The sequence below is a fragment of the Paraburkholderia strydomiana genome, from assembly GCF_046030495.1.
GTDB classification, from domain to species: Bacteria; Pseudomonadota; Gammaproteobacteria; order Burkholderiales; family Burkholderiaceae; genus Paraburkholderia; species Paraburkholderia strydomiana_A.
Map to the genome: position 1 here is coordinate 302,270 of NZ_JAQQCJ010000003.1, position 23,429 is coordinate 325,698.

The 23,429-nt window shown below is 64.8% G+C and carries 22 protein-coding genes; 9 read left to right on the forward strand and 13 right to left on the reverse strand.

Features of this window, described 5'->3' with window-relative positions:
- The first annotated feature begins 5 nt into the window (after positions 1-5).
- From mmsB to PQQ53_RS06675, 7 genes are all read left to right on the forward strand, one after another.
- Positions 6-920: a 3-hydroxyisobutyrate dehydrogenase gene (mmsB, locus tag PQQ53_RS06645; RefSeq protein WP_408138679.1), complete on the forward strand. Its 915-nt coding sequence runs from the start codon at positions 6-8 to the stop codon at positions 918-920.
- Positions 917-1,741, forward strand: a complete 825-nt coding sequence (locus PQQ53_RS06650; protein WP_408138678.1) for an enoyl-CoA hydratase — start codon at positions 917-919, stop codon at positions 1,739-1,741. Before mmsB ends, PQQ53_RS06650 begins: the two co-directional genes overlap by 4 nt.
- Complete coding sequence (locus PQQ53_RS06655) at positions 1,741-2,883, forward strand: enoyl-CoA hydratase/isomerase family protein (protein WP_408323503.1); 1,143 nt, start codon at positions 1,741-1,743, stop codon at positions 2,881-2,883. Before PQQ53_RS06650 ends, PQQ53_RS06655 begins: the two co-directional genes overlap by 1 nt.
- Positions 2,884-3,433: 550 nt before the next feature.
- Complete coding sequence (locus PQQ53_RS06660; protein WP_408138674.1) at positions 3,434-3,616, forward strand: CsbD family protein; 183 nt, start codon at positions 3,434-3,436, stop codon at positions 3,614-3,616.
- A gap of 118 nt (positions 3,617-3,734) precedes the next feature.
- The gene (locus PQQ53_RS06665) at positions 3,735-3,977 is read left to right on the forward strand and encodes a CsbD family protein (protein WP_408138672.1); all 243 of its coding nucleotides are present in this window, start codon (positions 3,735-3,737) and stop codon (positions 3,975-3,977) included.
- Between the two features lie 114 nt (positions 3,978-4,091).
- Positions 4,092-5,177, forward strand: a complete 1,086-nt coding sequence (locus tag PQQ53_RS06670; protein ID WP_408323504.1) for an AI-2E family transporter — start codon at positions 4,092-4,094, stop codon at positions 5,175-5,177.
- Between the two features lie 107 nt (positions 5,178-5,284).
- Positions 5,285-5,533: an FCD domain-containing protein gene (locus PQQ53_RS06675; RefSeq protein WP_408138668.1), complete on the forward strand. Its 249-nt coding sequence runs from the start codon at positions 5,285-5,287 to the stop codon at positions 5,531-5,533.
- 67 nt (positions 5,534-5,600) lie between these two features.
- On the opposite strand, the gene PQQ53_RS06680 is transcribed toward PQQ53_RS06675, so the two are convergent.
- From PQQ53_RS06680 to PQQ53_RS06740, 13 genes are all read right to left on the reverse strand, one after another.
- Positions 5,601-6,647 (reverse strand): XdhC family protein, encoded by a 1,047-nt coding sequence (locus tag PQQ53_RS06680; protein WP_408323505.1) that lies wholly within the window; start codon positions 6,645-6,647, stop codon positions 5,601-5,603.
- A gap of 70 nt (positions 6,648-6,717) precedes the next feature.
- Complete coding sequence (locus PQQ53_RS06685; protein ID WP_408156893.1) at positions 6,718-8,088, reverse strand: MFS transporter; 1,371 nt, start codon at positions 8,086-8,088, stop codon at positions 6,718-6,720.
- A gap of 59 nt (positions 8,089-8,147) precedes the next feature.
- On the reverse strand, positions 8,148-9,809 hold the full coding sequence (locus PQQ53_RS06690) for a UbiD family decarboxylase (RefSeq protein WP_408323506.1): 1,662 nt from the start codon (positions 9,807-9,809) through the stop codon (positions 8,148-8,150).
- A gap of 201 nt (positions 9,810-10,010) precedes the next feature.
- Complete coding sequence (locus PQQ53_RS06695) at positions 10,011-11,483, reverse strand: NAD-dependent succinate-semialdehyde dehydrogenase (RefSeq protein WP_408323507.1); 1,473 nt, start codon at positions 11,481-11,483, stop codon at positions 10,011-10,013.
- Between the two features lie 99 nt (positions 11,484-11,582).
- On the reverse strand, positions 11,583-12,167 hold the full coding sequence (locus PQQ53_RS06700) for a UbiX family flavin prenyltransferase (protein ID WP_408323508.1): 585 nt from the start codon (positions 12,165-12,167) through the stop codon (positions 11,583-11,585).
- The gene (locus PQQ53_RS06705; RefSeq protein ID WP_408156885.1) at positions 12,154-13,821 is read right to left on the reverse strand and encodes a UbiD family decarboxylase; all 1,668 of its coding nucleotides are present in this window, start codon (positions 13,819-13,821) and stop codon (positions 12,154-12,156) included. Before PQQ53_RS06705 ends, PQQ53_RS06700 begins: the two co-directional genes overlap by 14 nt.
- Before the next feature lie 139 nt (positions 13,822-13,960).
- Positions 13,961-14,689: an enoyl-CoA hydratase/isomerase family protein gene (locus tag PQQ53_RS06710; protein WP_408138654.1), complete on the reverse strand. Its 729-nt coding sequence runs from the start codon at positions 14,687-14,689 to the stop codon at positions 13,961-13,963.
- A gap of 65 nt (positions 14,690-14,754) precedes the next feature.
- Positions 14,755-17,121 carry a xanthine dehydrogenase family protein molybdopterin-binding subunit gene (locus PQQ53_RS06715; RefSeq protein WP_408323509.1) on the reverse strand — a complete coding sequence of 789 codons (2,367 nt, stop codon included), beginning with the start codon at positions 17,119-17,121 and terminating at the stop codon, positions 14,755-14,757.
- A 4-nt stretch (positions 17,122-17,125) separates the two neighbouring features.
- On the reverse strand, positions 17,126-17,638 hold the full coding sequence (locus tag PQQ53_RS06720; RefSeq protein ID WP_408138652.1) for a (2Fe-2S)-binding protein: 513 nt from the start codon (positions 17,636-17,638) through the stop codon (positions 17,126-17,128).
- 19 nt (positions 17,639-17,657) lie between these two features.
- Complete coding sequence (locus tag PQQ53_RS06725; protein ID WP_408138650.1) at positions 17,658-18,539, reverse strand: FAD binding domain-containing protein; 882 nt, start codon at positions 18,537-18,539, stop codon at positions 17,658-17,660.
- A 30-nt stretch (positions 18,540-18,569) separates the two neighbouring features.
- Positions 18,570-19,268 carry an SRPBCC family protein gene (locus PQQ53_RS06730; protein ID WP_408156879.1) on the reverse strand — a complete coding sequence of 233 codons (699 nt, stop codon included), beginning with the start codon at positions 19,266-19,268 and terminating at the stop codon, positions 18,570-18,572.
- Between the two features lie 109 nt (positions 19,269-19,377).
- Entirely contained in the window at positions 19,378-20,172 is a 795-nt protein-coding gene (locus tag PQQ53_RS06735; RefSeq protein WP_408323510.1) for an alpha/beta fold hydrolase, read from the reverse strand.
- Positions 20,173-20,335: 163 nt separating this feature from the next.
- Positions 20,336-20,737, reverse strand: a complete 402-nt coding sequence (locus PQQ53_RS06740) for a carboxymuconolactone decarboxylase family protein (RefSeq protein ID WP_408138645.1) — start codon at positions 20,735-20,737, stop codon at positions 20,336-20,338.
- A 137-nt stretch (positions 20,738-20,874) separates the two neighbouring features.
- On the opposite strand from PQQ53_RS06740, the gene PQQ53_RS06745 reads away from it, so the two are divergent.
- Both PQQ53_RS06745 and PQQ53_RS06750 read left to right on the forward strand, forming a co-directional pair.
- Positions 20,875-21,558 (forward strand): GntR family transcriptional regulator, encoded by a 684-nt coding sequence (locus tag PQQ53_RS06745; RefSeq protein WP_408138643.1) that lies wholly within the window; start codon positions 20,875-20,877, stop codon positions 21,556-21,558.
- Between the two features lie 425 nt (positions 21,559-21,983).
- Positions 21,984-23,282 (forward strand): MFS transporter, encoded by a 1,299-nt coding sequence (locus tag PQQ53_RS06750; RefSeq protein ID WP_408138642.1) that lies wholly within the window; start codon positions 21,984-21,986, stop codon positions 23,280-23,282.
- Positions 23,283-23,429: the final 147 nt, after the last annotated feature.

Below are 23,429 nucleotides of genomic sequence, written 5' to 3' on the forward strand. Positions count from 1 at the left end.
ACATCATGAAAATAGGCTTTATCGGACTCGGCAATATGGGCGCGCCGATGGCGCACAACCTGCTGAAAGCGGGCCACGCGCTCAACGTATTCGACCTGAACGCGCAAGCCGTGCAGGCGCTCGTCGATGCGGGCGCGAAGGCGGCCGGTTCGCCTAAAGCGGCCGTGACCGACGTCGAGTGCGTGATCACGATGCTGCCCGCCGCCGCGCATGTGCGCAGCGTGCTAAGCGCGGACGACGGGGTGTTCGCGGGCATCGCGAAGGGCGTGACGATCATCGATTCGAGCACGATCGATCCCGCCAGCGTGACGGCCTTCGCCGAACTCGCGGCGCAGCATGGCAACACCTTCGTCGATGCGCCGGTGTCCGGCGGCACGGGCGGCGCGGCGGCGGGCACGCTGACCTTCATGGTCGGCGGCAGCGCGAGCGCGTACGAACAGGTCAAGCCGGTGCTCGGCGCGATGGGCAGGAACATCGTCCATTGCGGCGGAACCGGCACCGGCCAGGTCGCGAAGATCTGCAACAACCTCGTGCTCGGCATCACGATGGCGGGCGTGGCCGAGGCGATGTCGCTGGGCGAGGCGCTCGGCATCGACGCGAAGGTGCTCGGCGGCATCATCAATACCTCGACGGGGCGCTGCTGGAGTTCGGACACGTATAACCCGATGCCCGGCGTGATCGAAACCGCGCCGTCGACGCGCGGCTACACCGGCGGCTTCGGTACCGATCTGATGCTCAAGGACCTGGGGCTCGCCACCGACGCCGCCCGCAGCGCGCGTCAACCGGTGTATCTCGGCGCGCTCGCGCAGCAGCTTTATCAAACGATGAGCACGAAAGGCGCGGGACGTCTCGACTTTTCGGCGGTCATCAAGCTTTATCGTCACACTGCCGACGACGGCACGCAAGGAGGCGCACGATGATCGAACTCTCCTACGCGCACGAAGGCGCCGTCGCGCAACTGACGCTCAAGCGCCCGCCCGCGAACGCGTTCACTGCCGATGGCCTGCTGCAATTGCAGCACACCGTCGAACGGCTGAACGGCGAGGCACGCGTGCGCGCGATCGTGATTACCGGTGACGGTCCGAAGTTTTTCAGCGCGGGCGCCGATCTGAACACGTTTGCCGACGGCAACCGCGAAGTCGCGCGTACGGCGGCGGCGCGCTTCGGCGCGGCTTTCGAAACGTTGCAGAACGCGCGGCCCGTCGTGATCGCGGCGATCAACGGGTATGCGATGGGCGGCGGACTCGAATGCGCGCTCGCGTGCGACATCCGCATTGCCGAACAGCATGCGCTGCTGGCGCTGCCGGAGACCGCGGTCGGCCTGCTGCCGTGCGGATGCGGCACGCAGACGCTGCCCTGGCTGGTCGGCGAAGGCTGGGCCAAACGGATGATACTGACCGGCGAGCGTGTCGATGCGGCGACCGCGTTGCGCATCGGTCTCGTCGAGGAAGTGGTGGAAAAAGGCGCCGCGCTCGACGCCGCGCTGAAGATGGCCGCGCGTGTCGCCGGTCTGAGTCCGCAAGCGGTCGGCTTCAGCAAGACGCTGATCCATCAGGCACGCAACGGCGTGCCGCGCGCGGCGGCGCTGGCGCTGGAACGCGAGCGCTTCGTCGATCTGTTCGACGGCGCCGATCAGCGTGAAGGGGTCAACGCGTTTCTCGAAAAGCGCACGCCGCGCTGGCAGGCGGACTCGCCTACGCAAACAGGGCAGACCACCCACGCACAAACGGAGATTCATTGATGAGCGCCTTGCAAAGCATCGCGCCCGATGTGGGCGCGCAGGCGGAGCGCGAGATTCTGTTTCGCGTCGTCAACCGCGTGGCGATCATCACGCTGAACCGGCCGGCCGCGCTCAATGCGCTCTCGCATGCGATGGTGCGTGAGCTTGCCGTGCTGGTCGAACATTGCCGCCATGACAGCGGCATCGTCGCGCTCGTGCTCAAGGGCGCGGGTACGAAAGGCTTTTGCTCCGGCGGCGATGTGCGCGAAGTGCATCGGCTGGCGAAGAATGGCGATCATCGCTGGCTTGCGTTTTTCGCCGACGAGTACCGGCTCGACTACGCGCTGCACACCTTCGCGAAACCGGTGGTCGCGTTGCTTGACGGCATTGCGATGGGCGGAGGCATGGGGCTCGGTCAGGCGGCGCGACTGCGCATCGTCACCGAGCGCAGCAAGATCGCGATGCCGGAGACGCGTATCGGTTTTTTGCCGGACGTCGGCGCGACGCGTTTTCTGAGCGTGATGCCGGTGGAACTCGAGCTTTATGTCGGGCTGAGCGGCGCGACCTTGTCCGGCGCCGATGCATTGCGTCTGCAACTGGCTGACCTGTGCGTGCCGGTGGAATGGCTCGCAAGCTTCGAGGAACGTTTGCAGCGCATGTCGCACGACGGCGATTTGATGACCGCGTTGCGCGGTGTGTTCGAGCCGCCGTGCAACATCGTTCCGCATGCCGCGTTGGAGCCGTTGACGCAATCGATCGCCCGGCACTTCGACCGGCGCTCGAGCGTCGAGCGGATCATCGCAACGTTGCGCCACGATCTGGAGCGCGAGCCGCCGCGCGAGGTGAAACAGTGGTTGCAGTCCACCTACGACGCACTGACCGGCCACTCGCCGACGATGCTCTGCGTCACACGGGAAGCGCTGTTACGCGGCCGGCAGATGACGCTCGCCGAGTGTTTCCGCATGGAGCTGGGCATCGTCAAACGGGTGATCGAGGAGGGTGATTTCTGCGAAGGGGTGCGGGCGCAGTTGATCGACAAGGATCGCAAAGCGCGCTGGGCGCCCGCGACGCTCGCGGAAGTGCGGCCGGAACGGGTCCGGCATTTTGTCGCTTCGCCGTGGAAGAGCGAGGAACATCCGCTGGCCGGGTTGGGGACGGAGTAGCGAAGATGCGGCGCAACGGCGCAACTGCGCAGAGCGCGCGCTATTGGGCGCGAGCAGCCTCCGGCAAGAATTGCAATCGATGCGCTGTGCCGGAACAGGAATTTCCGCTCACCGGCAAGGCGAACGCGAGCGGCAATCTGGCGAATCGTCATCCGGCAGTCGGTAGCACGTCCGCGATCGCAGCCTCGCGCTGACTGACTCGCGCGCACGGTCACGAAGGCCGCATGCGTGGTTTTTTCCAGCGGTACTCCCTTCCTCCGACGTCCCCAGGCACAAAGTGTGCTGACATCCCCAAATTGTTGCTCCGAAGCGGATCGCGCAAAGCGAAGCGGTCCACGAAATGATGTTGGAGTGATGCGCGGGTCGAATGCAGGTGCAACGGATGCCATGCGCGGCATCGGGCAACATGCATCGAAGCGGTGCAGCGAACCCGCAACCGGTGCCCACGACGAACGCGCTCGCACGTAGCACCGCAACGTTGCAACCCACCCGGCAATTCATTCATCTCCAGCATCACCTGTCTGCAACTCAATCGTTTGGGGAAAACGTCATGGACAAGAATCGTATCGAAGGTGAAGCGAAGCAACTCAAGGGCTCGGTGAAGGAAGCGATCGGCAAGGTCACAGGCAATCGCATGACACAGGCCGAGGGCGCGGCGGAAAAGCTGGCCGGCCGGGTGCAGGCGAAGCTCGGTGAAGCGGTCGACGCGCTGCGCGACCGCGCGAAAAGGTAGGGCGATCATCGCCACGCGCCGCAGCGCTGCTGCTCGATCAGTTTCAGGCCCGTAGAGCGGCATACGCTCAACGGGCGCAAACTCACCTCTCCCTCTTAAACCTCAAAGGACAATCACGATGAATGCAAACCAGCTCGACGGAACGCTCAAAGACGCAGCGGGTCAAGTGCAGGACGCCGTCGGCGGCCTGACGGGCGATCTCGACTTGCAGGCCGAGGGCAAGGTCCGCCAGCTATCCGGGCAAGCGCAGGCGAAATACGGCGAAAGCGTCGAGCAACTCGCCGAAGCGACGCGCAATAATCCGCTCGGCGCGTTGCTGATCGCGGCGGGCGTCGGCTTTCTGCTAGGCAAGCTGTTGTAGCCGATCCACGGCACGCGTTTCCAATCCCGCGGCCGCCGGATATTGTCCGATGTTCCCGGCGCGCTCGAGGCGCCGGATCTCGTCGTCTACTCATCGTCTACTCGAGGAAGGTTCATGCTGGGATTCGATGTCCGCACGGCCAGAAAAGTCTGGACCGCGTCCTTGATCGCGCTGCTGTTTTTCGTCATCTATATCGCGTCGACCACCGTGCTGGTGGTGGTGTTCGCGGTGTTCTTCAGCTATCTGATCTACCCGATGGTCGAACTCGTCGAGCGCGTCAGGCCGCGCCGCATGCCGCGGGTCGCATCGATCGCGCTGGTGTTCGTGGTCGTCGTCGCGCTCATCGCAGTGGTCGGTTCGATCTTCGGCGTGCAGTTGCAGGATCAGGCGACGCATCTGTTCGCGCAACTGCCCACCTTGCTGAAGTCGGATGTGCCCAGTCGCTTACCGTTGCCGCACTTTCTCGAACCATTGCGCGAACGGATCGTCGATTTCGTGCGCAGCCAGATCGAGACCGGTTCCGACAAGGCCGTGCCGGTGGCCCGCAGCGTCGGGCTCGGCGTCGTGCATGCGGCGAGCAATCTGATCTACCTCGTGCTGATTCCGATTCTGAGCTTTCTGCTGATCAAGGAAGGTCCGCAGATGCGCGACGCGTTTCTCGAACTGCTGACGGCGCGACATCGCACGCTGTGGGCGGAGATCGTCACGGACCTGAACGTGCTGTTGTCGAAGTACGTGCGTGCGTTGCTGTTTTTATCGCTGGCTACGCTGATCTGCTATGGCGTCGCGTTCTCGCTGCTCGGCGTGCCTTACGCGTTCCTGCTCGCGGTGAGCGCGGGCTTGCTGGAGTTCGTCCCGTTTGCCGGACCGCTCGCCGCTGTCGCGATCACGCTGGTGGTCGCGGTGTTCAGCGGCTATCCGCATCTGCTGTGGCTGGTGGTTTTTATCGGGCTGTACCGGCTGTTTCAGGACTATGTGCTCAACCCTTATCTGATGAGCGAAGGCGTGGAGGTCAGCCCGTTTCTCGTCATCGTCGGGCTGCTGGCGGGGGATCAGCTCGGTGGCGTCGCGGGTATTTTTCTCGCCGTGCCCGTGATCGCGATGTTGAAGATCATCATCGGCCGAGCGAGAGTTTTTTACGCGGCGTCGCACGCTGAAGGCGAAACCGCGCGGCGCGCATTGACCGGGAAAACCGATTGATGGCGAAAGCCCGATGCCCCACGCCGAACACACGACACGCGGTACTTCAACAGAACGTGTCGCGCATTGCGCTCGGTACTTCGAACAGCACGTAGCCGAGAAAGAAGATGCCCGCGCCGGCGCCGAACACGGCAGGGGAGAAACCGGGCTCGCCGCAGACTTTGCATTTCACGCAGATTCTGTGGGCACGTTATCCGTTCGATATTATCAACGCCGCCGGGAACCGCGCTCAGGATGCGGCCAGGGAGCATGATGAGATTCTGCAGGCGCATGCATCAGGAGACGTCACCGCCACCATGCTCGCAATGCGCAAGCACATCGAGTCGGGCTGGACGGTCTTGAAGTCAGTCAGGTAGTCGATTGCAGAATTCGCCCAGTGAGGCGGTGATGGCTATGAATGGAGTCGGAATAACTGGCCACTATCTACGTGAATGAATGACGCTCCGCTACGGCGCAGTTCGTCTGTTCATTCACCGCGATTTCCAGCGTGGTTTTCGCTTCTTCGACCCGAAATTCGCCGGGTAATGCCACACCGTTCTTGACCGCTGTAATTTCGGCGAGGATCGACACCGCGATTTCCGGCGGCGTACGGCTGCCGATATAAATGCCAACGGGCCCGCGCAAGCGGGCAAGTTCATGTTTGTTGAGATCGAAATGGGTTTCGAGCCGCTCGCGTCTTGCGGCATTGTTGCGGCGCGAGCCCAGCGCGCCTACGTAGAATGCGGGCGTTCTGATCGCCTCCATCAACGCGAGGTCGTCGAGCTTCGGGTCGTGCGTGAGCGCAATGACCGCGCAGCGCTCATCGAGCTTCATGTCGAGCACGGTGTCGTCCGGCATCGAACGCACGAGCGTCGTGCCCGGTACGTGCCAGCCGTCGGTGTACTCCTCTCGCGGATCGCACACGGTCACCTGATAGTCGAGGCCGAGTGCGATCTGGCAAAGATAGTTCGAGAGCTGACCAGCACCGATCACGAGCATCCGGTAACGCGGACCGTGAATGGTCAGCAGCCGGTGCCCGTCGAAATCGGTGCCGTCGGTCGAGTGCGCCGGCATGAGCCTCGCCGCGCCGCTTGCCATGTCGAGCGAGCGCGCGACGAGTTCCCCGGCGGCTGCCCGGCGATACAAATCGTCGATGCCGCTCGCACACGTCAGCGGTTCGAGCACCAGCTCGATCGTGCCGCCGCACGGCAATCCGAAGCGATGCGCCTCGTCCGCGGAGATGCCGTACTTCAGCGCTTGCGGGACCGTCTGCTCGATGCCGAGCCGGCGCACGCGGTCAATCAGGTCGTCCTCGATGCAGCCGCCGGATACCGAGCCGACCACCGAGCCGTCTTCGCAGATTGCCAGCATCGCGCCTTCGGGCCGCGGCGACGAGCCCCACGTCTTGACTACGGTGACAAGCAGCACGCGACGGCCGCTTTCGATCCAGCGAACGCTCGCCTTCAGCACTTCGAGATTGACGCTATCCATGAAGATAATTACCTGTTGGAGCCGCCGGTCCCGCACCGGCGCCGTATGACAACGCTTCGGAAGACACTCGCTAGTGCCGCGACAGCGCCGAGCGCAAGGACATTTCTCGCGCGGCTTCTGGCGTGATGGTCCTGTTGAGCATGAAGCAGGCGACACCGGCCGCCAGCATCGGCAGCGCACCGAGAAGAAAGATCGTTCCGATCGGCGTTCCGACGGCGATCAGGACACCGGCGAGCAGCGGGCCGACGATGGCGCCGATGCGCGCCACCGCGAAGGAGGCGCCGGTCGCGGTCGACCGGATGAAGGTCGGATAGATCATGCTCGAAATGGCATTGAGGCCGATATTCCCACCCAGCACCAGCAGACCCGAGACCAGCGCCATCGCCATGGTGAGACCGGCGCCGGTACCGGCACCCATTCCGACGGCCAGCCCGAGGGCCGCCACGGGAATAGCGCCGAGGATCATCGTGAGCGTCATCACCGATACGCCCTTTCTGTCGATCATCCAGCCGAAGAACCAGCTGAAGCCGGCACCAAGCTGGAACAGGGCCTGGCTGCGGGCCGCATTGGCGAAGCCGATTTCATCGGTCAGCAACGTCGTCATCCACTGCGACAGGAAGAAGTGGGTGACGAAGGAAAAGCCGAGCGCCAGCCACAGGAAGCCGGTCATGGCCGAACGACCCTCAGTGAAGAGGTGCCTTACCGGCACGCCCGTGCGTGCCTGCTCCTGGATGGTGAAGCGCGTGTCGTCCGCGAATTGCGCGCTGGGTTTCAGCTTGCGGGCATAGGCCAGGATGCGCTGGCTGGTGGGGTTGCGCAGGGCCAGGTAGCGGATGGATTCAGGCAGGCCGGCGAACAGGACGATGCCCACCACCACGGCGCCGGCGCCCCCGACATAGAAGACCGAGCGCCAGCCATGGGCCGGGATGATCTCCGCCGCGAGAAGACCGCCGCCGGACGAGCCGGCGGTGTAACCGAGATAGAGGAGGGTAATGATCAGCCCCCGCTTACCCGAGCGGGCATAGTCCGTGATCAGCGACACCGCCATCGGCATGCCGCCGCCGATGCCGAGCGCGGCGCAAAAGCGCAGGATCGACAGTTCGACCAGATTGTGGGCGAACGGCACGGCGAAAGTGAAGCCGCCGAACAGCGTGGTGGCCAGCAGGATCGCGCGCCGCCGGCCGATGCGGTCGGCCAGCATGGCAAAGACGACCGAACCGGCCATCCAGCCGATGATGCTCACGTTGAACACGGGCGTCATCAGGGCCCGGTTGATGCCCCACTCCTTGATGATGCCGGGGGCGGCGTAATTCAAAGCCTGATTGTCGAAGCCGTCCGCCAGCATGACGAGGGCGCACAGAACGAAGAGGGTCACGGTGAACCAGCTGCGCTCCTGCGTCTCGACGACGTGGGCGATATCGACGGTATTCTTTTGAGTCATGGCGGTCTCCGGATGCCTCTGCTCCAGGGGTTGTTTACATTCGGCTGGCGCGTTGGAGCTCACTCGCTGTGGCCGCCCGAAGCCTCGCGCACCGGTGTTTCCGGCTTTACGCCGCCACGCCGGTTGGCCCAGGTGCGCTCGCCCGTCTCGCGCCAGCCGCCGGAGGTCGCCGCCTCTGCATACTCATCCCAGCGTTTGTCCCAGTCGCCCAGGTGATAGCCGTGCCATGGCGGCTGCGGCGTGAGGGCGGGGAGTTCCAGCTCTTCCCAGATCTTGCGTGCCGCGCTCATGTATGGCTCCTTCGGCAGGGCCAGCGGCGGCATGGCGTGCTTCAGCGTCGCGTCGATCAGCAGGGTGCTTTCGAGCGGCGCGCGACCGGACTTGGGGCCATGGCCGCTGGCGCGATAGGGCGTCACGTGCAGGTCGTGGGTGAAGTCGGCGCGATAGGCCAACGACCAGAAGATCGCATCGGCGTTTTCCGGGTTGATATCCTCGGAGACGGCGATGACCAGCTTGCCGCACTGCGCCTGGAGCGTCGCGGCCCCTTGCAGGCCGCGCCAGACTTCCGCCTGCTGCGTGCCGCGCGCAAACTGCAGGAAGATCACCTTGCGCAGGTTGGTCAGCGGCTCGTGCATCACCACCCGCTCGATGCCGCGCACGCCCATCACCTTGCGCAGATGCTCGAGGTACAAGGGCTCGTAGGCCACTTTCTTCAGCACGGAGCTTTCGCTGGGCGTGACCTGGCTGATGATCGAGACGAAGACGGGCTTCTTCTTCATCGTGATCGCGGTGACGTGCATGGACATGTTGTAGTCTTCGAGCGCGATGTGGCCGTGGCTTTCGCCGAACGGGCCTTCGGGCTCCAACGCATCGGTGTCGATCAGGCCTTCGATCACGATTTCGGCATCGGCGGGAACGACGAGATCGATGGTCTTGCAGCGCACCACTTCGACCGGCGCGCGCATCAGGCCGCCGGCGACGGCCATCTCGTCCTGGTCGATCTGGAGCTTCTGCGGCCCGGTGAACAGCACGGCGGGCGCGCAGCCTAGCACGATGGCACACGGCATCTGCTGGCCCTTGGCCCGATATTTCTCCCAATGGAGATAACCGCCGGCTCCTGACAGGCGGCTCGCCATGCGCACACCCAGCCGGTTCTCCGACTTCAGCGCGGCGCGGTAAGTGCCCATGTTCTGAACGCCGCTCTCGGGATCTTTGGTCACGCAAAGCGTCGCGGTCAGGTAAGGCGCCGCGTCGAAGCCGGGCGTGGAAACCGGCACGGGCAGGCGCGACAGGCCTTTCTCCTTCAGCGCATCGCCGCTGATCACCACCTCCTGGCAGGGCGCCTGCGTCACCGTGACGGGGGCAACCGGCTCGGCGATCGCCTCCGTCCAGGCCTTGCCGATCTGCTCGACCGGCAGGCCGAGGCCGGTGGCGTAAATCTCGGGCGAGGCGGCAAGCCCGCCGATCAGCACCGGGATGTCATAAGTCTGGCCGTCGCCGTCCACCACATTGGTGAACAGGAAAGCGCGGCGCTGATCTTCGTGCAGCCCGCCCTGGAACTGCCAGCGCGCGAGCGGGTGCAGCTCCGTGTCCTTGTTGATCGGCCGCTCGATGCGGGTCAGCAGCCCCTTGGCCTCCAGCCGGGCGATATGTTCCTGCAGGTCGCGCGGGGCTCCGCCGGCGGCGGCCGTTTGCGAAAGATCGTGAGGCGATGATGACATTCTGTCTCCTTGATATGAAACCCAATGGGTGGGTAAGTTTGCATGATTGTATGATTGCATGCCGATGTTGAGGGTGTCAACGCGGCTTTACCCACTGACGCATGGCGCCCAGGCGGCGTCTGGACTGCTGTCGAACGACTGCTGGGCGTTGGTTCTGGCCTGACGAATTCGGGCCGGCAACTGGCGCCGAAGCGGCATCGCTCAGAGACCACCCATGCACAGGTACTTGATCTCGAGATATTCCTCGATGCCGTATTTCGAGCCTTCGCGGCCCAAGCCGGATTGCTTGACGCCGCCGAACGGCGCGACTTCGTTCGAGATCAGGCCGGTGTTGATGCCGACCATGCCGTATTCGAGCGCCTCGGCCACTCGCCAGACCCGGCCGATGTCGCGGCTGTAGAAGTAGGCGGCGAGACCGAACTCGGTGGCGTTCGCCGCCGCGACGGCCTCGTGCTCGTCGTGGAAGCGGAACAGCGGGGCGACCGGGCCAAAGGTTTCCTCGGTGGCGAAGCGCATCGACGCGGTGACGCCCTCGACCACGGTCGGCTCGAAGAAAAGTGTGCCGGGCGCAAGGCGCTTGCCGCCGGCGAGCACGCGTGCGCCGTGCGACACCGCGTCGGCGATGTGCGCTTCGACCTTCTCGACGGCAGCCTCATTGATGAGTGGGCCCTGCGTGACGCCGCTCTCGAAACCGTTGCCGACCTTGATACGCGCGACTGCCGCCGCGAATTTTTCGGCGAACGCGTCGTACACGCTGTCCTGCACGTAGAAGCGGTTCGTGCACACGCAGGTTTGCCCGGCGTTCCGATACTTCGAGGCGAGCGCGCCTTCGACCGCCGCGTCGAGATCGGCGTCGTCGAACACGATGAACGGCGCGTTGCCGCCCAGTTCGAGCGAAAGCTTCTTGACCGTCGGCGCGCACTGGCTCATCAGCAGTCGGCCCACTGGCGTCGAGCCCGTGAACGAGAGCTTGCGCACGATCGGGTTGGCGGTCATCTCCGCGCCGATCGCGCGCGGATCGCCGACGACCACGCTGAACACGCCGGACGGTACGCCCGCACGATGCGCGAGTTCGGCCAGCGCGAGCGCCGAGAGCGGCGTGGCTTCGGCCGGCTTCACGATCATCGCGCAGCCGGCGGCGAGCGCGGGCGCGACCTTGCGGGTGATCATCGCAGCCGGGAAGTTCCACGGCGTGATCGCGGCGCAGACGCCGATCGGCTCCTTCGTCACCAGCATCCGCTTGTCGGCGGCCGGCGAGGCGAGCACGTCGCCGTCGATCCGTTTGGCCTGCTCGGCGAACCATTCGATGAACGACGCCGCGTAACCGATCTCGCCTTTCGCTTCCGCGAGCGGCTTGCCTTGCTCGGCCGACATGATGATCGCGAGGTCGTCCGTGTTCGCGATCATCAGCGCGTGCCAGCGCTTCAGGACCGCCGCGCGCTGCGCCGCGGTGAGCGCGCGCCAGCCGCGCTGCGCGCGTTCGCCGGTTTCGATCGCGCGGCGTGTTTCGACGCCGGTCATCAGTGGCACGTCGGCGATCTTCTCGCCGGTGGCGGGATCATTGACGGCGAATGTGCGGGCATCGTCGGCACCACACCAGGCGCCGTCGATGTAGGCGAGCGTGCGCAACAGGCTCGGGTCGGCGAGCCGGGAAAGCGGATTGGATTCAGTCATGATCGTCGCAAAGGGCGGCCCGCCGACGCACGCGGCGCGGCGGTCCTGTGATGTTGATGAAAGCGGGGCGGCGTCTGCGTTACTGCCGCATGACCAGGCTTATGGCTGCTCTTTCCAGCGCTTGACCACGCCGGTATCGATGTCGAACAGATCGAGCATGCGGCCGACCGTGTGATTGACGATGTCGTCGATCGTTTGCGGTTTCGAGTAGAACGCCGGGACGATCGGCGCGATGACCGCGCCCATGTCCGAGAGCTGCACGAGCGTGCGCAGGTGTCCGCCGTGCAACGGCGTCTCGCGCACACCGAGCACGAGACGCCGGCGCTCCTTCAACACGACGTCGGCGGCACGGCTGACCAGCGAGCTCGTGATGCCGGTGGCGATCTCGCTCATCGAGCGCACCGAGCACGGGACGATCAGCATGCCCTTCGTCTTGAACGAGCCCGAGGAAATCGCCGCGCCGATGTCGCCGGGCGAATACCAGTGCGACGCGCGCGCGCGCAGGTCGGCGGCGCGGATGTCGGTTTCGTAGGTCATCGTCAACTCGGCGGCCTTGCTGATCACGAGATGCGTCTCGACGCCCGCCTCGGCGAGAAGTTCGAGCGCGCGAATCCCGTAGATCACGCCGGATGCGCCGGTGATGCCGACGACGATCCGCTCCGGAGTACCGTTATTCATCGCCACGATCGCCCTCGACGCCGCGTACCGGCGAATTCGGTTCGACGCCGCTGCGGCGGCGCGTCTGGTAGGACGCGTCGCGCTGCATCCATTCGCCGCGCGTCGCCTGCTCGGCGTTGCGATCCCATTCCTCGGTCCAGTCGCCGAGCGAGTAGCCGTACCACGGCGACTCCGGCTTCAGCTTCGGCAGGCCGAGACGTTCCCACAGCACCTTCGCGTTCTCCATGTATTCCTTCTTCGGCAGCGCGAGCGGCGGCATGGGCGTTTTCATCGTCGCGTCGATCAGCATGGCCGAATCGAGGCCGGTTGCGTGGTCCGAGCGCGGACCGTGGCCCGGCTCGCGGTACGGGATCAGCTTCACATCCTCGACCGGATTGCAGCGATAGCCCATCGCCCAGAACACGGCGTCCGCGTTGTCGGGATCGATGTCGTCGTCGATCGCGATCACGAACTTGCCGATCGCGGCCTGCAGCGACATCGTGCCGTACAGCGCGCGCCAAACCTCGGTGCGTTTCGCGCCGCGCTCGAACTGCAGGAATACGAAGCGCCGCAAATTCGTGAGCGGCTCGTGCAGCGACACCTTGCGGATGCCGCGAATGCCCAGATGGTCGCGCAAGTGGCGCAGGAACATGGGCTCGTAGGCGAGACGTTTGATGACGCTCGATTCGGACGGCGTGACCTGCGAGATGATCGATGTCAGTACTGCGTCCTTGCGGCGCGTGATCGCCGTGACTTCGATGGAGAGGTTGTAGTCTTCGAGCGCGACGTAACCGTGGCTTTCGCCGAACGGACCTTCCGGTTCGAGATACTGCGGATCGACGTAACCCTCGACGACGACTTCCGCCTCGGCCGGCACCAGCAGATCGACGGTGCGGCCCTTGACGACGCGGATCGGCGCACCGGCGAGGCCGCCGGCGACACTCAGTTCATCGACGTTCGGGCGCAGTTTCTGCGGGCCCTGGAACGCGACGAGGGGCGGCGCGCCGAGCACGATGGCGACCGGCATCTTCTCGCCCTTCGCTGCGTACTTGCGCCAATGGTCGAGGCCGCCCGCGCGCAGGTTCACGAGCATCATCATGCCGAGCCGCGTGGCCGACTTCAGGTGGCCGCGATAGGTGCCCATGTTCTGCACGCCGGTTTCCGGATCGCGCGAGATCACACCGGTCATCGTCATGTACGGCGCGGCATCGAAGCCCGGCGTCGAGATCGGCAGCGGCAGCGATTCGAGGCCGTTGCCCGGACCTTCGAGGTCCTTACCTTCGATCACGATGTCATGCACGGGGCCGCTTTCAACGACGACAGGGGGCACCGGATTATCGATCGCACGGTTCCACGCGTCGCCGATGTCGTCGAGCGACGGCACGTTCATGCCGATCCGGTAGATCTCCGGATTCGCGGCGATGCCGCCGACGATGACCGGAATGTCGTACTTGCGGCCCTTGCTATCGACGATATTAGTAAAGAGGAATGCCTTGCGATCGGCTTCCGGAATGCCGCCGCGGAACTGCCAGCGCACGAGCGGATGCATCTCGGTGTCCTTATTGACCGGCTCGTCGATCCGGTACAGCAAGCCCGCCGCTTCGAGGCGCGCGATGTGTTCGTGCAGGTCCGCGTACCCGGCTTGCGCGGAAGACGTGGAAGTGGTGTCTTGATCAGCCATGGCTAGATGTCCCGTGAAGCGCCGCGTTGCGCGGCGTCCTTATTGCTTGAAGTGCTGCCCGAAGCGGGCGAGGTATTGCGTGTTCGATCCGTCTCACACGTGCCGCGCGCGTGCAATGCGACGACACGTCGGTGGTGTATCAGCGGCGCATCGACGTCATTGCGTTGGCGAGCGACGCTCCCGCCACTTCGCTCGCGAGCGAGAAGTCGGGAATCGTGATCTCGCGGAAGTACGTCTTCAGCGTCGCGATGGCGATCCGGTCACGCGTGCAGATCGAGGCGACCATCGCGTCCGCTCGCTCGCTCAGGCTCGCGCCCGCCACGACTTCGGCGACGATGCCCCACTCGCGCGCATTCGCCGCGTCGATGGTCTCGGTCAGGTAGACCATGTGCGCGGACGCCTTCGGCGGCACCTTGTGGCGCAGCACGGACAGCACGAGCGTCGGCGGCAGGTTTTTCTGCAGTTCGGGCAAGCTGAAGCGCGCGCTGTCCGAGGCGACGGCCATGTCGCACGCGGTGACGAGCGCACAGCCAAATCCTTCCGCATCGCCTTGCACTTCGGCGAGCAGCGGCACTTCGCTTTCGTGCATCGCGCGGTAGACGTCGAGAATCGGATCGGCCACGTTGCGGCGGAACTGCGCGGACGTCGGCGGCGTGGCCGGCGGCGCGCTGACCGCGCGGCCGCGGCAGAACGCGGGACCGGACGCGCGGATGCGGATGATCTTCACGGCGCTGTCGCGGCCGGCCTTGCGGATCTCGGCGGCGAGCGCGCGCATTGCGTCGAGCGTCAGCGTGTTGCCCAGGTCCGGCTGGCTAAGGGTGATCCGGTATTCGGAATCGTGGAGCGCTGCGATGAATTCGGTCGTCATGGAGAAGAGGTCCAAACAATGAAAACAGGGGATGAGCGCCCGCGACGAGCGAGCGCCCGCGCAGGTCAGCGCGCGTAGGCGCCGGCCTCCTTGAGTTTCTGGAAAACCCGCTGCGGTACGAGCGGCGCTTCGGTGAATTCGACGCCGTATTCCGAGAGCGCGTCCTCGATCGCCCCGACGATTGCCGCCGCGGCCGGAATCGTGCCGCCTTCGCCCGCGCCCTTGACGCCGAGCGGATTCAGCGGCGAGGGCGTTTCGAGGTGCACGATGTCGATGTTTGGCACGTCGGTCGCCATCGGCAGCAGGTACTCGCCGAAGTTCGTCGTGGTCGGCTGCGCGTTCTCGTCGTACTGCATCCATTCGAGCGTCGCGTTGCCGATGCCGTGCGCCACCGAGCCGATCACCTGGCCGTCGACGATCATCGGATTGATGAGCTTGCCCGAGTCGTGCGCCATCACATAATTGAGAATCGTGATGTGGCCGGTCTCGCGATCGACTTCGAGTTCCACGACGGCTGTGCCGTTGCAATACGTCGACTGCGCGGGGGAGAAGTATTTCGTCTCCTCGAGGCCGGCGGTGAGGCCCTTGGGCATCGTGAAGCCCGGCATGCCCTGCGAGATCTTCGCGAGCTGGCCGTAGCTCGTGCGGTGTTCGATGCCCGAGCGGCGCGCCACATGACCCTCGACGAGCAGAAGCTCGGCGGGTTCGCACTTCCACAGGTGGGCGGCGAGCGTGAGCATCTTCTCGCCCACGGCCTGGGCGGCGATATAGACCGAGTTGCCGGCATTGACCGTGACGCGGCTCGCGAACGTGCCGACACCCATCGAGATGCCGCCCGTGTCGCCGGTAATGACGTCGATCGTTTCGAGCGGTACGTTCAGCTGTTCGGCGCAAATCTGCGCGAAGGTCGTCTTGTGGCCCTGGCCTTGCGGCGATGCACCGGTGATCACGGCGATACGGCCGTTCGCCTGCACGCGCACCGTCGCGCCCTCGAACGGGCCCATGCCGGTGCCTTCGACGAAGCTCGCCATGCCGATGCCGACGAAGCGGCCCTCACGGCGCGCGTCAGCCTTGCGTGTGGCGAAACCCGCGTAGTTGGCGCGCTCCAGTGCCGCTTTCTGGCAGGCCGGATAATCGCCGCTGTCATAGCGCAGCGGGCTGCCGTCGCGGTAGATGAAACCCGCGTCATACGGCATCTGCTCCGGCTGGATCAGATTGCGCCAGCGTAACTCTGCGCGGTCCATGCCGAGTGCGCGCGCGGCCTTGTCGAGAATCCGCTCCATGGCGAACACTGCCTGAGGACGGCCTGCGCCGCGCACCGGCGAGGTTGCGCACTTGTTCGTGTAGACGACGTCGAGCTTTGCGCCCATCGCGGGGATCACATACGGGCCGGGTGTCGTCGTGATCGAGATGTACGGCGTGATGATGCCCCACGGCAGGAACGCGCCGTTGTCGTGCACCATCTCCAGCTTGACGCCGCGGATTTTGCCGTCGTTTCCGAGCGCCATCCGCACGGTCCACCACTGGTCGCGCTCCTGCGTGACCGCGAGGAAGTGCTCGCGCCGGTCCTCGATCCATTTGACGGGACGCTTGAGCGCGATCGCCGCGATCGAGACAAGCGCCTCTTCCGGATAGAACGGCAGTTTCGGACCGAAGCCGCCGCCGACGTCGTTCATCAGCACACGCAGCTTCTCGGCATCCCACTCGAGTAGCTCGACGAGATTCTTTTTCTCGTGGTGTGGCGCCTGACCCGACGACCAGACGGTCAACTCGCCGTTGGTGGAATGATATTCGGCGAGATAACCGCGCGTCTCCATCGGATGTGCGGAGCCGCGGTTCTGCCAGTACGTTTCCTCGACGATGTGCGGCGCTTCGTTGAAGGCTGCGTCGATGTCGCCGAAACCCATTTCGATGTGCGCGACGACGTTGTCTTTCGCGTCGGTGTGGCAAAGGGGCGACTCGGGACGCAGGCCGTCTCGACAGTCGGCGACGGCGGGCAGCGTCTCGTACTCGATCTCGATCAGACCGCACGCGTCTTCCGCGATATAGCGGTTGTCCGCGACGACGAACGCCACCGCTTCGCCCGCGAACGTGACTTCCGTAGAGACGAGCAGTTCCTGGGTGCGCTCGAAGCGGATCGCCGGGTTCGGCAGCATCGACGGCGCGCGGCCGCGTGCGCGACCGCTCAGGTCCGCGTGCGTGTAGACGGCGTGCACGCCCTTGAGTTCGCGGGCGGCCGTGCAGTCGATCGAGATGATCTTCGCGTGCGCGTGCGGGCTGCGCAGCACCGCGGCCTGCAGCATGTTCGGCAAGTGCAGGTCGTCCACGTAGGAACCCTGGCCTTGCAGCAGCTTCTTGTCCTCGGTGCGCGTGACGCGCTTGCCGATGTAGCGCTGGTCGGTGGGGGTAGCTTTCAGATCGGAAATTTCCATCGTGTTACTCCGTGGCGTGCGCGGCCGGGGCGGCGGCACGCTGATCGCGGATGCGTTGCGCGGCGAGCAGGGCCGCGGCCACGATCGGCTGGTAGCCCGTGCAGCGGCACAGATTGCCCGTGATCGCTTCGCGGATCTCGGCTTCGGTCGGCGAATCCGTTTCGTTCAACAGTTCGGTCAGCGTCATCAGCATGCCGGGCGTACAGAAGCCGCATTGCAGCGCGTGCGTTTCGGTAAAGGCCTTTTGCAACTCGTTGAGCGTGCCGTCCGCGTGGGCAAGCCCTTCGACGGTGGTCAGCGAGCGGCCGTTCACCTGGGCGGCGAGCGTCAGGCAGGCGCGCGCGGTGCGGCCTTCGATCAAGACGGTGCAGGCACCGCATACGCCGTGCTCGCAACCGTAGTGCGTGCCGGTGAGATCGAGGTCGTGACGCAGGAAGTCTCCGAGCATGCGACGCGATTCGACCTCGCGCTCATAAGCGGTGCCGTTGACGACGACTCTGACGGTATGAGTCTCCATGTCTATCTCCTTTGTCACTCTAGGATTGTCTTGCGACGCGCGAGAACGCTGTCTTCAGCGCTCTTTCGGTCAGGACGCCGGCGAGATGCTGGCGGTAGTCCGTACTCACGTGCGCGTCGGTCATCACGTCGAGCGCGCGCGCGGCGTCGCTCGCGATGCGCAGCGCGCTGTCGTCCATCGGGCGGCCGCGCAGGGCGGTCTCGACGTCGTGCATCCGCACGGGGCCGGGGGCCACGCCGCAGATCGTCAGCGAAATGCGGTCGAGGTGCCCTTGCGCATCGGCGGTGCAGAGCGCCGCGACGCCGACGATCGCGTAATCGCCATGGCGCCGTGCGAACTCTTCGAATGCGTAGCCATGGCCTTCGGGCCAGATGTCGAGCGAGATGCCGGCGAGCAGGTCGCCTTCTTCGAGCGCGGGCGTCATATACATCAGCGCCCACTCGGACATCGGCAGCTCGCGGGTCGCGACTGCGCCGTCTTCGTAGCGAGCGATCGTCAGCACGCCGTCGAGCGCGGCGGTGAAGCACGGCTGCTCCGACGACGGATCGAGCTGGCACAGGCTGCCGCCAAGCGTGCCGCGGTTGCGGATCTGCTTGTGGCTCACGAGCTGGTACGCCTCGCGGATCAGCGGCGCACGTTTCGTGACGAGCGGCGACAGTTCGATGTCGCGTTGCCGCGCCATTGCGCCGATGTGAAGGCGGCCGTTGCGCTCTTCGATGCGGGTGAGCGCCTCGACGCCGTTCAGGTCGATCAGGTGACTTGTCATCAGATACCGGAAGTTCATCATCGGCATCAGCGACTGGCCGCCGGCGAGCACTCGCGCATCCTCGAGCGTGCCGAGCAACTGCGCGGCTTCGTCGACGGTGGTCGGCGCGTGGTACTGGAATTCACTGGGTTTCATGCGTGCTCCGATAGTGCGGCGATGGCTTCGTCAGTGATGCTGCTTGACCCCGAAGAGGCGCGCGAAGAAGTTCCGGATCGACTGCCACATCGCCTTGCGCACGAGTGCGCCGGCGTCGAGCGGCGCAACCGGTGCCGCGGCGGGCGGCGGGCGGCGCGCTTCGGTGGCCGGCGTCGGCGCATCTGGTTCAGCGGCCGTGTTCGACGCGCCCTGCTCACTAGCGAGGTTCGGCTCGGCGGCCGGAGCGGCTTGGGCGGCGTGTGCCGCGTCCGCTTCCATGAGTGCAGCCAAATTCTTTGCGAACTGGTTCAGCATTTGCTGCGAGAGCGCCTCGATCATCCCGGCACCGCGTCCGTACTGCGCGACCGTGCCCGACAGGTTCACGTCCGAAACGACGTCGACCGTGGTCTTGCCACCGCCCGCGTCGGTCACCACTGCGTTGATCTGCGCATCGGCGCCGCCACGGCCTTTGGTGTCGGTGCCGCTCGCGGACACGACGACCGTGCGCTCGGCGTCGTTCTGTTCAGCAATCTTGAATTTGCCCGCGAACTTCAGCGTGAGCGGGCCCAGCTTGACGGTGAAGCCGCCCTTGTAGCTGCCGTCGGGCTGCTGTTCCTTGAGTTCCGCGCCCGGAAAACACGGTGCGGACCGCTCGATGTCGATCATGGTCTTCCAGACGTCCGAGGGCGGTGCATCGACGGTGAAAGACGAACGGATTGTGATTGCCATACTGCCTCCTTGGGGCGATCGGCCCGTGCGGGCGCCGCTCCACTTATCTAGTCGCTGAGCCACGCGGCGCGTGAAACTGTCCCAACGCGCGGGCGGCCCGGGTTTCATTTCATGGCGCGAGGATCGACAGAAAATCGTCGAACACCGTGGCGAAGACGTCGCGCATGTCAAACGCTCCAAAGTGCGCCGCGCCTGGAATCACGACGAAACGGCTGTTCGGCAGCGCCTCGGCGATCTTCTGCGATACCGCCGGCGCAATGCTCGCATCGGCATCGCCCGCGACGACGAGCGCCGGCGCCGAGACGGCCGGCAGATCGGCGAGATTGTCGAGCTGCGAGATCGCCTGCCAGTTTGCACTCCAGCTATACCAGTCGTCCGCTGCGAGCCGCGCGCGACACTTCTGGAGAAGGTCGGGACGCGGCGTGTTTGCGGCGAACCAGCGCGTGATGGTGTCGTCGACCACTTCGGACATCGAACCGCGCCGGCTCATGTCGCCGCGCGCGAGAATGCGCGGGCGCACTTCGTCGGGGAATCCGCCGGCCGTTGCGCAGAGAATCAGCGCGCCAACGAGCTCGGGGAACTGGATCGCAACACGCTGCGCAATCATGCCGCCCATCGAGACGCCGATCAGGGTGGCACCCGTCAGGCGTTCCTGACGCAGCACCGCGGCGACGTCGGCCGCATGATCGGCGAGCGTAATGGGGGCGAGAACGCTGCTGGAGTCCCCGTGGCCGCGGATATCGATCGCGACGACGTCATGCGACGCGGCCCAGTGCTCGACGTATTCGTCCCACCAGCTTCGGTCGACGCCGATCGGGTGAAGCAGTACCAGCGGCCGGCCCGTCCCGCGACGGGAGTAGGCGATGCGGCCAGCTGGGATTTCACAGAAAGTTGAATGAGACATGAGCTATACGGGTAACGCGCGGGGGCGACAGATGCTCCGCGCCATCGGCTACCGGGTCGGCAACCCACGGCGCGAAACGCCTGCGCCCCACTGGACCACCAGGCATGCGCGCCTGGGATGAGATGACGAATTGCGCGGCGCCTTCACGACGCGCACGCCGCCTTCAGGCAGCAGCGGCTTTTGCTTTCTGGTCGAGCACGACAGCCTTCGCGCGACGCAGCCCTTCGGCCGCGACCGGAATGCCTGCATACACGCCGGCCTGCAGCACCACTTCGGCAATTTCTTCTTCCGTCACGCCATTGTTCAGCGCGCCGCGCGTATGCACTTCGAACTCGTGCCAGCGGCCGAGCGACGCCAGCATCGCGAGATTCAGCATGCTGCGCGTCGCGCGCGTGAGGCCCGCGCGGTTCCAGACGTTGCCCCAGCAAACGTCCTCCGTGTATTCGAGGAACACCGTGTCGAACAGGTGGGGGTTGGCATTGCTCTGCGTGTGGCTCCCGCCCAGCACTTCCTTGCGGATCTTTGCGCCGATCGCACGGCGCTCCGACAGCGTGATGTCTTCCATGAGTATCCTCTGGTTTGTCCAACGGTTGTAGGATTGTATAATGGTAGGCAGTATCGGAGCTTCGCTGCAGAATGTCAATATGATTGTATTACGGTATTGGGCGTAGCTCCCACTCATTGATATGACAAAGGGATGGAATGAACACCAACAGATTGGTAGTGCGGCCGGTGGCAACGCTGCGTCAGCAAGTGATCGACGGTTTGCGCGCATGTATTAGCGACTTGACCTTCAAGCCGGGCGACCGGTTGATCGAGCGCGAGTTGTGCGAAATGCTTGGGGTGAGCCGCACACTGGTTCGTGAGGCGCTGAGCCAACTGGTGGCCGAGGGGCTTGTGCAGATCATCCCGCACAAAGGTCCGATCGTCTCCGTGATGACAGGAGAAGAGGCAAGAGGTCTCTATGAAGTGCGTGGGGTACTTGAGGCGCTGGCGGGCAGGCAGTTCACCGAGCGGGCGACGGACGATCAGCGTGTGGCGCTGAAGCAGGCGTTGAACGAACTCGCGTCGATTCGGGACATGCGGGGCGAGGAGGTCACCATGCTCTTCCTGAAACAGAAGGCGCGGTTCTATGACGTGATACTTGAGGGCGCCGGCAACCCGGTACTCACGGAGATGCTGCGTCTCGTCCATACGCGCGTCATGATGCTGCGCGCGACGACGCTCTCGCAGGAAGGGCGCCTCCCGCAAAGCTATGACGAAATCGCAACGATCGTCGACGCCGTCATGCGCAACGATGCCGACGCGGCCGCGGCGGCGTGCAAGCGCCATGTCGAGCAAGCTGAACGGCTTGCTGTCGAGGTGCTCGCCGTACCGGCCAGCTAAGTCGACAAACGCCGCGTCTGCCGATTCCTTCGTGCCCGACATGTCAGGCAGAGGGTGAGATCTTCGCGGCGCGGCGTGTCGGCTTCTCGGCTTGCGAACTGGGCCGGTCCGGTCCGATGAACGGCTTACAACCCGACGCGCTCTTTTCCTGCTCATCCGCGTCTTCAGCGCTTTCCCAGCGGGCGGTTCGGCCCCGGATTCCGCCTCATTGCGGGCGGTGAAATCCCCGTTTCTTCTGATCTTCCCCTCAACACCCCCCGCGCGATGGATCTCATTCACCCCTGAGGTGTCGTTAGACCGTAATACAATAATCTGTATTGCAATCTAATTGCATTACGCTATACTGCGCCGAATGATGAATCGGGCATACGATCCGTGTCAGGCAAGTCGCTTGCCTTTGCGCAGAAGATCAGGAGACAGGAACGATGGGCATAACACAGGGCGCCAAGGCGGCGTCGGTGGCTTCGGCCGAATCGCAGGGAGTCAGGTTGTCGCGCTATCAGTGGCTGGCGCTGATTTCGGCGTTCCTCGGCTGGATGTTCGACTCGATGGACCTGAATCTCTTCACGCTCGTGCTCGTGCCGAGCGTCGGCCAGCTGCTGCACAGCACTGACGCGACCGAAATCAGCAAGATCGGCAGCTATATCATTTCGGGCAAGCTGCTCACGTGGGGCATCGGCGGCGTGCTGTTCGGCGTGGCCGCCGACCGCTTTGGCCGCTCGCGCATCATGGGCTGGACCATCGTCATCTACGCGGCCTTCACGCTGCTGAGCGCATTCTCGAGGACCTGGACCCAGCTTGCTATCGCGCAGGCGCTGGCCGGTTTCGGCATCGGCGGCGAATGGGCGGCAGGGGCCGCGCTCGTCGCCGAATCGTGGCCCGGCCGGCAACGCGCCCGCGCCATGCAGATCATGCAGATGGCATTTGCGTTTGGCTTTCTAGCGGCGGCCCTCGACAACCTGCTGCTCGGCCGCTTCGGCTGGCGCGTCGTACTCGGCGTGGGCGCCGCGCCCGCGCTCGTCACGATTCTCGTGCGCCGCTTCGTGCCTGAGCCCCAACGCTGGGTGCAAGTGCGCGACAGCGTCTTGGCCGAATCGGCGATGCAAACCTTCACCGCCATCTTCGCGCCCGGACTACGCCGCAAGACGATCATCGGCGTGATCGTCTCGTCGGCCGCCATGCTTGGCTGCTGGGGTGGGCTCACGTTCCTGCCGAGCTGGATTCATCAGCTGTCGGTTGTGGCCGCCGATCATCGCGACGTCAGCGGGACGGTCAGCTACGCATTCATTCTCATGATGATCGGCGCGACGCTCGGCTACCTGACGCTGATCTGGATGCTCGACGCGCTCGGCCGCCGGATGTCTTACTTCATCTTTTCGGCAGGGTCGCTCGTGGTGTCGCTAGTGCTGTTCACGACGGTGCATGACATCGGTCGAGTGCTGTGGCTGATGCCGATCTACGGTTACTTCGTCATTGGCGCCTTCGGCACGTTTGCCGCATATTTGCCTGAGCTCTTCCCGACCCGCGTGCGTGCGACAGGGCAGGGCTTCTGCTGGAACATGGCCCGTGCGCTGACGAGTATTGGTCCGATCGCCGGCAATGCGGTGGTCGCGAAGTTCGGTTCGTTTCCAGCGGCATCGGCGGCGGTATCGCTGCTCTTCATCGTTGGCATGGTGTCGATCTGGTTCGGTCCCGAGACAAAGGGCGTTCCGCTCGACAACTAAGGATCACTGAAGATAACTGGGCGGGCGAGTCGTTCGCGCCGGGGATACAAGGGTTCCCTTCGTGCGATGGCGCTTGAAGGGAAAGGGAGCGCCACGGCTGCCGTCCGCGTCGCCAGACAGGATTTCGTTTTTGCTCTAATGGAACAC